At 61.0% G+C, this 10,979-nt stretch carries 9 protein-coding genes and 3 pseudogenes; 9 read left to right on the top strand and 3 right to left on the bottom strand.

The features are described 5' to 3' along the window. The first annotated feature begins 56 nt into the window (after positions 1 to 56). The 7 genes and pseudogenes from WS62_RS36665 (at position 57) to WS62_RS19640 (ending at position 6,434) form a co-directional block, all read left to right on the top strand. A complete protein-coding gene (locus WS62_RS36665; protein ID WP_156441053.1) occupies positions 57 to 206 on the top strand; it encodes a hypothetical protein in 150 nt (49 codons plus the stop codon). Between the two features lie 555 nt (positions 207 to 761). Then, positions 762 to 1,664: pseudogene (locus WS62_RS19615) on the top strand (DUF932 domain-containing protein); the annotation flags it as partial. Positions 1,665 to 1,806: 142 nt separating this feature from the next. Next, positions 1,807 to 2,799, top strand: a pseudogene (locus WS62_RS19620) (YqaJ viral recombinase family nuclease); the annotation flags it as partial. A gap of 320 nt (positions 2,800 to 3,119) precedes the next feature. After that, a complete protein-coding gene (locus WS62_RS19625; RefSeq protein ID WP_066574173.1) occupies positions 3,120 to 4,052 on the top strand; it encodes a recombination directionality factor in 933 nt (310 codons plus the stop codon). After that, positions 4,049 to 5,137, top strand: a complete 1,089-nt coding sequence (locus tag WS62_RS19630) for a hypothetical protein (RefSeq protein ID WP_066574175.1) — start codon at positions 4,049 to 4,051, stop codon at positions 5,135 to 5,137. The genes WS62_RS19625 and WS62_RS19630 overlap by 4 nt, the downstream gene beginning before the upstream one ends. A gap of 63 nt (positions 5,138 to 5,200) precedes the next feature. Then, positions 5,201 to 6,007 carry a DUF4942 domain-containing protein gene (locus WS62_RS19635; RefSeq protein WP_066574176.1) on the top strand — a complete coding sequence of 269 codons (807 nt, stop codon included), beginning with the start codon at positions 5,201 to 5,203 and terminating at the stop codon, positions 6,005 to 6,007. 127 nt (positions 6,008 to 6,134) lie between these two features. Further along, positions 6,135 to 6,434: a hypothetical protein gene (locus tag WS62_RS19640; RefSeq protein WP_066574179.1), complete on the top strand. Its 300-nt coding sequence runs from the start codon at positions 6,135 to 6,137 to the stop codon at positions 6,432 to 6,434. 9 nt (positions 6,435 to 6,443) lie between these two features. Here the strand turns inward: WS62_RS19640 and WS62_RS19645 are convergent, their stop codons facing one another. After that, positions 6,444 to 6,701: a helix-turn-helix domain-containing protein gene (locus tag WS62_RS19645; protein ID WP_066574182.1), complete on the bottom strand. Its 258-nt coding sequence runs from the start codon at positions 6,699 to 6,701 to the stop codon at positions 6,444 to 6,446. 521 nt (positions 6,702 to 7,222) lie between these two features. Here WS62_RS19645 and WS62_RS19650 point away from each other — a divergent pair. Next, positions 7,223 to 8,986 carry a hypothetical protein gene (locus WS62_RS19650; RefSeq protein WP_066574185.1) on the top strand — a complete coding sequence of 588 codons (1,764 nt, stop codon included), beginning with the start codon at positions 7,223 to 7,225 and terminating at the stop codon, positions 8,984 to 8,986. 66 nt (positions 8,987 to 9,052) lie between these two features. Further along, positions 9,053 to 9,709 (top strand): hypothetical protein, encoded by a 657-nt coding sequence (locus WS62_RS19655; RefSeq protein WP_066574186.1) that lies wholly within the window; start codon positions 9,053 to 9,055, stop codon positions 9,707 to 9,709. Positions 9,710 to 9,921: 212 nt separating this feature from the next. On the opposite strand, the gene WS62_RS36670 is transcribed toward WS62_RS19655, so the two are convergent. Together WS62_RS36670 and WS62_RS36675 are read right to left on the bottom strand one after the other, a co-directional pair. Then, positions 9,922 to 10,476, bottom strand: a complete 555-nt coding sequence (locus WS62_RS36670; RefSeq protein WP_156441054.1) for a hypothetical protein — start codon at positions 10,474 to 10,476, stop codon at positions 9,922 to 9,924. 396 nt (positions 10,477 to 10,872) lie between these two features. Further along, a pseudogene (locus tag WS62_RS36675) lies at positions 10,873 to 10,979 on the bottom strand (IS5/IS1182 family transposase); the annotation flags it as partial.

The following is a 10,979-nucleotide window of genomic DNA, read 5'->3' on the forward strand; positions in this document are numbered from 1 at the left end:
ACGGCCGCTCCGTCTGGGCAATCCCGCACGGATGAACCTGCCTTAGGAGGTCAGCGATGCTGCCAATATCCCCCCTCGAATTTCTCGCCGCCTTCGCGCTTGCGTTCCTCGGCGGCGCGTTACTTGCCGCTTGCCATTGCAAATACGTGGGCAAGGTCCAGCGTGATGCATATAGCCGTATGCGCGATGTCTCCATCCATGCGTGACCGTCCCTCGTTCTTTCCCTACAACGGGGAGGAGGAAGGCGACGCGTGGCCGCGTGAGCTGCACGGTCTGCCGCCGCCTGAACAAGCCGAGGACGACGAATCGCCGCGCTTTCGCCCCGGCAAGGGACTGGTCTGGCCGTGCCCGTCGTGCTCGTCGCTCCGGACCGAGCAACGCCATATCGCACGGCGCGTTTGCAGCGCCGTCGGCGCTGCGGCAGGCGCCACTAGCGGCGCAGTGGCGGTTCTGTCAGGCGCAGAAACCGGCGCCGCGCTCGGTGCGCTCGGCGGCCCCATCGGGGCCATGTGTGGCGGCATCGCTGGCGCCGTTCTCGCGGGCCTCGTGGCCGGCGCGGCCGGGTGCGCAACGGGAGCTGCTTTTGGCGAAGCACTCGATCATACGGTCCTCAATAACTGGAGATGCGTTGCGTGCGGTCGGCTTTTCACCGTCCGCCCGGGCTAACCTGTTCCATCTACGGCCTTCTCAATTTTTCCATTTCGCCCTGCCCGGCGCTACGTCGGGCTTTATGCCGTCAACTATTCACAGGAGTTCAAAAAGTGCATCTCGTACAGACTATGGCGTTTGCCGGTGAGAAGCCTTGGCACGGCCTCGGCAACCACCTGCCCCCGAAGCAGTCGCTCGAAGTTTGGAAGCGCGCCGCAGGCATGGACTGGAGCATCGAAGAAGCTGAAGTTCGTTTCGTCGCAGCCGGCAACAAGAGCCTTGGTTCGATCCACGCCTTTCCCGAGCAAAAGGTCTTGTATCGCTCGGACACCAAAGCTCCCCTGTCCGTCGTCTCATCGCGCTATGCCGTCGTACAGCCGTCCGAGATCCTAGAGTTTTATCGGGACCTGACCGAGCACTCGGGGTTCGAGCTTGAAAGTGCGGGCGTGTTAAAGCACGGCAAGAAACTCTGGGCGCTCGCGCGCACCGGGCAGTCCGTCGCGCTAAAAGGCAAGGATACGGTCAACGGCTATCTGCTGCTCGCGACGGCCTGCGACGGTACCCTCGCGACCACTGCACAGCACACATCGATTCGTGTCGTCTGCAACAACACGCTGCAGGTTGCGCTGGGGAACTCGGCCGGCGCTGTGAAGGTTGGTCACCGCTCACAGTTCGATGCGCAGGCCGTAAAGCGACAACTCGGAATTGCGACCTCCTCGTGGGATGCATTTGTAGCTCGAATGAAGGCCCTATCCGATTACAAGCTTCCAGACTCTGCAGTCGAAGCCTTCCTGCGACGCGTGCTTACCTATTCGGCTCCCAGCGCCGCCAATCGAGAGGCACTGGCGGTCAATGAGCGGGCCATCAAAGCGATTGGACAGCTCTACTCGGGACGCGGAAAAGGCGCGGACCTTGCATCAGCTAGAGGCACGCTCTGGGGCGTTCTCAACGCCATCACGGAGTACGTCGACCACATCCGCCTAGCACGCAGCGACGACAACCGACGCGACTCGGCCTAGTTCGGCTCGGGCGCCACCATCAAAGGCCGGGCGTGGGACGAAGCGCTCAAGCTTGTCGTGTAACCCTTCGCCGCCCGTTTCCCCTCAACCTCGGCCCGGTCAGCTTCGCCTGCCGGGCCGCATTGTTTTGCGAGGCACTATGACAGCAGTTCAATCTGAGAGGCCACGTACAGGCCGGCCGGCGCTCAAGCTCGTTAAGACGCGAGACCTGAGCCGCGATGATTGGCTCTCTGTGCGCCGCACCGGAATCGGCGGTTCCGACGCAGCCGCGGCCGTCGGCCTGAGCCCATATGTGAGCCGCCTGGCGCTTTGGATCGACAAGACCGGAAGGTCCGAAGGCATGCCGAGTCCGGCCCCGGACGATACTACCTCGCCCACCTATTGGGGGACGTTGCTGGAACCGATTGTCGCTGCTGTCTACACGCGCGTCACCGGCAACCGCGTGCGTAAGATCAACGCGGTTCTGCGTCATCCGACGATCCCTTGGATGCTCGCCAACATCGACAGGGAAATCGTCGGGGCGAGCGATGTCCAGATCCTCGAGTGCAAAACCGCGGGAGAGCACGGCGCGCGACTGTGGCGCGACGGCGTCCCCGAGTACGTCGAGTTGCAAGTACAGCATCAGTTGGCGGTGACGGGTAAGGCAGCCGCCCATGTTGCCGTTCTGCTCTGCGGTCAAGCTCTCGAAGTATTCCGGGTCGAACGCGACGACGCCTTGATCGCCCGGCTCATCGAACTTGAGGAACGCTTTTGGCGTTACGTCGAAACCGACACGCCGCCACCAGCGGACGGCTCCGAGTCGGCAGACCGGGCCTTGCGGCATCTGTATCCCGGCAACGGCGGCACTGTGGACTTTACGGACGACCGACGCTTGTCGTCCGTGTTCGCAGACCTCGTTGCGGTGCGGGCGGAGATCAAGGCGCGTCAGTCCATCGAGGCACAGCTCAAGCAGACGATCCAGCAGGCAATGGGCGAGGCCACGCACGCCGTGTTCGAGACAGGTTCGGTGTCGTTCAAACGCAGCCGCGATTCGTCCAGCGTCGATCTGAAACGGCTGCTCGCCGATCACCCCGAGTTCGAGATGCAGTACGCAATCAGGAAGTCCGGGGCCCGGCGCTTCCTGTTGTCCACCCGAACGCAGTCCGCTCGCGCACAGGCGAAAAACGAATCTCGACTGCCTGACCGCAATCATGACTTTCTCGCGGCACGGCGTGCTCGCACAGGCGTTCGTAACGGACGCGTTGAGCAAGCACGCCAGCCACATCGCCGCAATGTCGCCCGAAGCATTGAAGGGGCAGTTTGGAGATCGCCCAATGATCAGCGCCGAAGCGTGGCAGGCCGTTGCACGAGAAATCGCAAAGAGCTGGAAGCCCACCTCGCGCGCTAGCCGTCGCAGCGGTTATTTCATCGCCGGCGGCGCGTAAACCCCACTTACCCATTTCAAGGACCAACATGCTCAAGGGACTTTCCCTCACTCCGCCCGTTGTGGGCCGCATCTCCATTGGCCGTGTGACAGAGAAGAACGGCAAGCGCGTGCCCGCCGCGGACGACCAGTTCACGCTGACGACCCAAGTGCAGCAGCGTGGCGAATGGCTTATGCACCCTCTGAACGAGCGGTTACGCAAGGCCGCTCCAGGCAAGCTGCGCGCGATTCCCGTACGCATGCTTTTCAACAGCCCGAACCTGAACTTGCGGGCGGACTATTCGCTGTTCGACCGCGACACGGGGCGCCCCGTGTGCGTTGGCAACGGCGAAACGTGCCGGCGAGTCTATATGGATGGCAGCGGAATCGAGACCCTACCGTGTCCTTCGCCGGACGGTTGCGCCTTCGGCCAGCAAGGCGGCTGCAAACCTTACGCACGGCTGAACGTAATCGTTGATGACGAGGAAGGAGACCAGCTTTCGTCGTTCATATTCCGCACGACATCCTGGAACTCGATCCGCACGCTAGCCGCGCGCCTACATTACTTCAACGCCGTGTCAGGCAACCTTCTCGCTTGCCTGCCGCTTCAACTCGTGCTCAGGGGCAAGTCGACGGCGCAAAGTTACAGGGCGCCGATTTATTACGTCGATCTGGGCGTTCGTTCGGGCAGCACGCTTGAGGAGGCGCTGGTGGAAGCGAAGGAACTCGACGCACGACGCAGGGCAGCCGGCTTCGATCAGGCTGCGCTCGATGCCGCCGCCGGCGCGGGGTTCGCGAACGGAACGTTCGAAGATAGCCCGGACGAGCAAACTGCGGTGGCGGAAGCGTTCTTTCCACCCTCGGAGCTGCGAGATACGGATCGTGCCTCACCGGCGGTACCGGAAGCGCCGAGCTCGGCTGCGCCGACGTTGCGCGAGAAACTGGAGCGCAAGGCGGTGCTGCTCGAGGGGAAGGCAGCATGAACGTACGGCACCGAGCGCTCCCGCTGGCGGTCCTGGCGACGTCGACTGCGCTCAGTCTGTCGATTCTTGCGGGCTGGCAACGAGGCGGCACGTTACCGGAACGACTGATCTGGATCGCGATCGGCACGGTGCTTGTCACAAGCGCGCATCTGTTACCCGTTCTGATCCGGGATACACCAATACCCATTCGGTGCGTGGGTAGCCTGTTATGGGCGGCGTGTCTTGCGACGGCGTGCTACGGGCACGCGGGGTTCTTTGCTTTCGCACAGCAGCATGCAGGCGAGCAACGGGCTTCGACGGTGCAAGCCGGTCCAGCGCCGTCCTCTGCCCGCAGTCTCACGGCCGTCATGGTAGAGCGCGCCGCCGTGACTGCGCAGCTCGCGTCAGCCAACACGCGCTACTGCGCGGGTAACTGCGTCACGCTGGCAGGGCGGCGCGTAACGCTCGCCGCCCAGGTCGATGCGTTGAACGCGGAAGCCGATGAGATCCGACGTCAGCAGGCCGCGACGGATCGAATCACGACACAGCGCGACAGACTACTCGTCGATCCAGTCACGGCGCGACTTGCCGCGCTCCTCGGTACGACGGTTGGTCGCGTCGATCTGCTGACCGGTCTCGGGTTTGCTGCCGTACTTGAAGGCGTCGCATGCCTCTTGTGGACGGTCGCACTTCGGTCGCCGTTACCGGCGGTGAACCTCGCTGCGATGGAAGTCATGCCGGCAGTACGCTCTACAGTCACCGCGACGGCTGACGTGACTCCCACGGTAGTCACCTCGGTCGCCGCGGACGTGGCTCGATCCGTGGCAACACCAGTCGCCGCAAGTCACGGCGGCGAGACTCTGCGTAGCAATCCCTCGGCGCTCGATCACGGCAGTTTGGCTAGCAGTGACGCGCCGTGCGACGACCGGGTTACGGCGTTACCGGCCGCCGCTCCCATCGACGACCACCTAGCGCAACTCGCCCGAGATGTCGCGGCCGGCTTGGTACGTCCTACGGTCGCTGATATCCGCCGCCATTTACGTTGCGGGCAGAGGCGTGCGGCGGAGTTACGCCGCCAACTCGCCGCAATCTCCTCGACGGCATAAGGCCGGGCTTAGTGCCCGGCCTTAGCTGCCTCGTTTTCCATCCCTTTCTCATCGTCACGAAACATGGACTCGAATGATCTCGTCCCCAGTATCAGCATCGCGAATCTCGGCAATCAGCGTGTCGCAGTCGTGCAGCGCGTGCGTGCCGCGCTGGATCTGCTCGGCGAAGCCCAACAGCTTGCGAAGTCAGCCAATCTAGGGTTCCCGCGGCTTGTGCTCGACGAAAGCTATGGCTGTCACGGCAGACCAATCATTACCGGAGAGTACGCAAAACGCGACGAGGCCGAAGCCGCGATGGTGCGGATCATCGACATTCGCGGTTGGGACTACCTGCTATCGCAGTCGGGCTTGCGAACATTCATGGACTCGAAAGCCCGCGAGCAATGGAGTAACCAGATTGCCGAAGGCGACGTCCCTGAACTCACCGCGGCCAACATCGAGGCCACGTTCACGCAGCTTTACGGTGCGCGCGGCGACATGTTCGAACGCGGCGTACTCGAATGCTTCAGGCAGCTATCGTGGAACTACAAGAGCAACGAGCCTTTCCGGTTCAGCAGAAGGATCATCCTGAAGTACCTGTTCAGCGGTGGCTTTCTCAACTATCGAGCAACCGACAAGCTGGACGATCTGATTCGCGTCTTCTTCGTGTTGGATGGCAAGCCCGAGCCCGATCATCGACACGGCGCGCATGTGCTCGTCGCGGGCGACCGCCAGAGCCGACGTACGGAAGCCGAAAATGACTACTTCCACCTACGCTGGTTTAAAAACGGCAACGCTCACCTGACGTTCAAGCGGCCGAACTTGGTCGAACAGATGAACCGCATCCTCGCCAAACACTACCCGAACGCGCTCGCCGCCGAAGCCCGGTAGTCCACGACTTCCTGCGCAGTCCTCGGACGCGCATCGCGTCTCAGCCATTTCCCCTTCTCTTTCAACCTGCAAGCATCCGGGACGACCGGAGGCACGTGTTCGACCACACATTCTGGAGAAACTTATCTTGGACTCTTCTTCGGTTCATCGCGCCGGCCCGCGCTTCAAGCTCGGCCGGATTCTCGCCACGCCCGGCGCGCTTGAGGTTATTGCCGACGCACGCATTTCGATCGTCGATCTGCTGATCCGGCACATGAGCGGTGACTGGGGCGATCTGCCTGACTCCGATCGAGAACAAAACGATGCGGCAATCACGACCGGCCAGCGGATTCTGTCTAACTACACGCTCCCCGGCGGCCGGACGGTCTGGCTTATCACGGAAGCCGATCGCTGCACGACGACCTGTTTGCTGCCGGCCGAGTACTGACAGAGCACATCAACGAGGCAGCGAGGACATCGGCTGCTCGAGGAGCCGGTCGATGAAGTCGTGTGGGTCTGCCTCTAACGCACCCAAGAAAGCAAGGAGTTCGATCACGTCCAAGCGGCGACTGCCGCTTTCGACCTTCGACACGAAACCTTGCGGGCGACCGATTCGGTCGGCCACGTCCTGCTGAAGCAGTCCGCGTGCTTTGCGCAGCTCCGTCAGAAGCGCTGCGATGCGCTGGTAACGAGGATCGTGAAGGGGATGGGTCATCCAAAAATACTAAATCCGCATCCAGGATATTCCACATCCGCATACGATATATTTCAGGAGAAACCATGTTCATAAGTCTGTGGTGCGCAGCGTCTGCCGCGACGGCGCTGGGCATCGCTTCAGATATGCGATGCCTCGGGGTCAATTGCGTCGGGACGTCACGCAACGGTTGGCTGTTGGCCTGTGCCTGCGCGGGGCCGATTGCGGCAGGCGTCTACATCTATCGGCGGCGCGCCGTTTGGCGGTCACTCATCACTGCGGTGTGGCAAGCCGTCGGCGACGAGTCGCACCCGATGCATGAGAGGCGACAGCGTCTGTTGGCGTTACGTCAAACGGGCGTCATCAGCCGGCGAGTCTTTCTCGCTTGCTGGGAACAGCTCAAGGACGAAGAACGGTTTCCGGGGGTGCGCAACCGATAGCTGCCTAGCGCGATCGCGCATGAGCCGCGCATGTCGTTTGGGCAATCAAAGCATCGCTCCCGCTTCAGCGGAGCGTCGTTCAAAGGAAATGAAAAGGTGAAAATGAGCCATACCAAGGGGTTTGCCAAGCTGGCATCGGTCGTCGCAGTCGGAGCGGCGCTCACGGCATGCGGGGGCGGTGGAGGATCTGGTACCAGTACGACGACAGCCACCACAAATACCCAGCTCACGGGCAAGGCGATCGACGGCTACCTGGCAGGCGCTACTGTCTGCTTCGATAACGGTCACGGTGCGTGCGATCCCAGCCTGCCGTCCACCACGACCGATGCCAGCGGCAATTACACGCTCAACGTTTCCAGCAACGTAACCGGCAAGCAGCTCGACGTGCTCGTCACCTCGGACACGACCGACGGCGGCAACAAGTTCACCAGCACGTTCGCGATGTCGGCGATCGTGTCCGGCAATTCGCAAAACGTCACGCCGCTCACGACGATGGTGGTCGCGCAGCTCAAGGCCGGGAAGTCGCAAGCGGACGCGATCACAGCTGTGCAGAACCTCATCGGCAGCAGCGTTGATCCGAATGCGGACTACGTCGGCAACGGCGACACTAGCACGGCAGCTACTGCCGCTAGCATGGTCAGTCACATGACGGCACTGGCCGGCCAGGGGCCGATCTCGTGGTCGCAAGTGCAGGCAACCATGAACGCGTACGCTGCAAAAGGGTCGGTGATCGGCGTGCAGCAATCCGATGTCGATGCACAGCTCACTAATCCAGCCTATAGCACGCTGGTCGATGCGACGACGGCACTTGCTAGTCCGCTTTATACCGTTGATGGAGACCTTTCGCAGTTCATCGTCGGAAGCAGCATTTCGGCGGCGCTCTCGCCTGTTCGCGAAAACGTCACGCTCTCGGGTTCGACGCTTTCGGTTACGCAAGAGGTTCAGAGCAACGGAGCCTGGTCGGCGGCCTCGCCGGTCGGCAGCTACGACGCGGGTTTCAGTGGTTCGTGGTTGTCCAATGACGCTGGGGTCGGTGCTTACCTAATGAAAGCGGACGGTACATGGACGAACTGGCTGACGGCTGCGCAGTTGCATCCGTCGTACAGCCTATCCACAGTCGGCTCCAAGCTCGTCGGCACCGACCCGAACACCGGGGACGTTGTCACGGTCACCTATCGGACAATCGATGTCAGCGGCCAACCGCTCTCGAGCGCGCTGCAGATCGACTACCGCAATCCCGTCCGCGGAGCCATGACGGGCACCTTCCCGTCCGGGACGACCGCCTACCTTGCTACAACCGCCTACTCGAACGATCGCCTGATGCTCGTCAACCAAGGGCTCGGTATGCCTTGGATCAACGGCGCAGACGTGAACTTGTCGACGGTCGTCAACGGCGCTGTTCTGTACAGCCTCGGCGACCCGGCGACGACCTACACGACGGTGCAACAGGCCGTTGGGACGCAGACGGACATCGCCGGCGGGTGCCTGCTGCTAAGCATTCAGGCAGGCGGTGTCGCTCAAGTGGTCAAAAGCGGCAAGTCGGGATGTAACTACAGCAATGTACCGCTCTCGTTCCCGGTTACGGGCAGTTGGTCCGTCTATTCGCGCAATGCGAACGTCATCACGATCGGCCTGCCGAAATCCGTTGGCGCACCAACCGTGCCGATCGATGACGGCATCAAGAACGTGATCAACGCTGGTGGTTCGCTCGTCGTCGGTTTAATGAACGGCAAGCTCATGGGCGGCTTCATTCTGCCGGCCAGTCAGCCGATGACCGCCGCTCAGTTCCCGTCAGCGACGACCGACACTATCGCAACGTCCATGCGCGCCGCGGCCGCGAGCCTGAGCATCCAACAAAACCCATAAGGACGCGCGTCCTTTTTCGCTCCCGACGGCCTTCCCTTGGGAGCGATTCCTTCACTACCAGACATCATGAAACAATCCAGCCGACTTGCCACGACACCCCTCGCGATCGTCACCGCCGCGGCGCTTTCAGCCTGCTCGAACGGCCCTTCCGACAGCGACGCCAAGGCTGCCATCCAAGCGTCCCTGGGAGGCTGCGAATACCTTTCGATCGACCACTTCGAGAAAGTCAACGGTACGCCGCAGGGCGATGGTCATTATCTCGTAGACGTGAAATACACGGTGTCGATGAAGCCAACGCCCGACATCAAGGCTTATGCCAGCGAGAAGTACGCAGAGGAGGTCGACAACCTGAAGAAGCAACTCGCACATGCGCATGATGTCGAGAACGCCTGGAAAGCTGATCAACAGGCTTGGATGCAGGCGAACCCCGGGCAGGACGCCGCCGCGTATGAAGTCGCCCACCAGGACGGTTGGGCCGACTATCAGAAGGTCATGCCGCTCCTTCTCGGGGGCGACCACCTCGTGAATAACGCACCGCGAACAGCCAAAGCGGCAATGGAGCGCGCCATGCGGCAAAGTTGTCCCAACGTCAACTCGTCGCTGCTCGACAACTTCTTCAACGGAAACGAGCCCGTTGAGCAGTATGCGGACGGAATTTCAGAAACATTCAACGGCAAAGTCGCCACGATAAAGACGGACAACGGTTGGCAAGCGGACCGCTGATTCACGCTCCCGTGAAGCCCATCGGGCACCCGCGTCGCCAGAACATGCCAACATGCTGAGGCGCGCCGTATGGTGCGCCCCTACCGCGCCGCACTTCTTTTTTTGTCGGATCGCGCTGACAAAGGCGTGGTGTACAGTGCAGCATCGGTTCCGGCATAGCCCTCGGATTCGCCGGGACTTCTTTTGCCGACCGGGTCGCCGGTCGGCGCTTTTCACGACTCCCGCCTCCAGCCTGGAAGCTTCGCGTCCAGCGAACGTAAAGCATGAAGGTCACTCTCGAGTATCGGGTCTGTCCGTCTTCGGATATCGGACTCAGCGCGATCAAGCCGAAGTCTCATGATGTTGATTTCATGCAGAATCATAGCCCGATGAGGATTTCGCGCGCCATTTAGACGACTGGCATGTCGCTCGAATAAATAGATAGCTCCCGCAAGCATGCTAAGAGACTCACCGGCAAGCGTGAGTGATGCGGTGCCATCCCACCCATTCTTGGAAGGAAAGACTGCCACAACGGCAGTAAGCATGAATCCCAGGAACAACATCCCGCACATGAGCATGTCTTTTTTCCCTTCAGCTACTAGAATCACCGGATTTTCTTGATAGCTTTTGAGAACCTTCATCTTCCTCATTATTGAGGCCACCTTTGCACGATGCCGATCGGATTTCCAGCGGCGAATCGTTTTCAGTGCATCTGGACCCTTGCTAACAATACCAACGACGGCTGCGGCGATTGCGAGCGATGTTTTAATTATCGAAATGTCTATCATAAGTGGAACGACTACGAAATGTCCGCGAATAGAAATTCACCAGTCCGCCGAACAACGAGCGGTCGGGGCATACGTTGACCGAGAGACTTCGGATCGGGTGGTATTTCGGACAACATCCCGCAGGCGCTATCACCAAATCGCATCAACGACCTCTTCCCAAAACGTACGCCGGAGATCGACAAGACTCGCAACTTCGAGGTTCCTAACAATCGAGATCAAGCTTGACTGGAAAGAGCACTGAACGCGCCGCGGGACCGCGCGGGGGCATGCTGGCGTCACCACGTGGCCGCACGAACATGTACGCGCCCGTCAGTCGAGTCTCGCTCGCTTCAGTCCCGCCGGCACGTATCCCGAGAGCGCCTTCGATGCGCCAATAACTTAGAAGCTGTTGCGAAATTAGTTAAACAGAGACTTTAGACGCGTCCAGCAAATCAAAGCGCAAGCCAGAGACATGAAGGCCTCGTGAACATGAGCATAGCGTTCGTAACGAATCTTGAGCCGTC

Origin of the sequence: Burkholderia sp. ABCPW 14 (assembly GCF_001523835.1) — a bacterium.
In the GTDB taxonomy this organism is placed as follows: Bacteria; Pseudomonadota; Gammaproteobacteria; order Burkholderiales; family Burkholderiaceae; genus Burkholderia; species Burkholderia mayonis.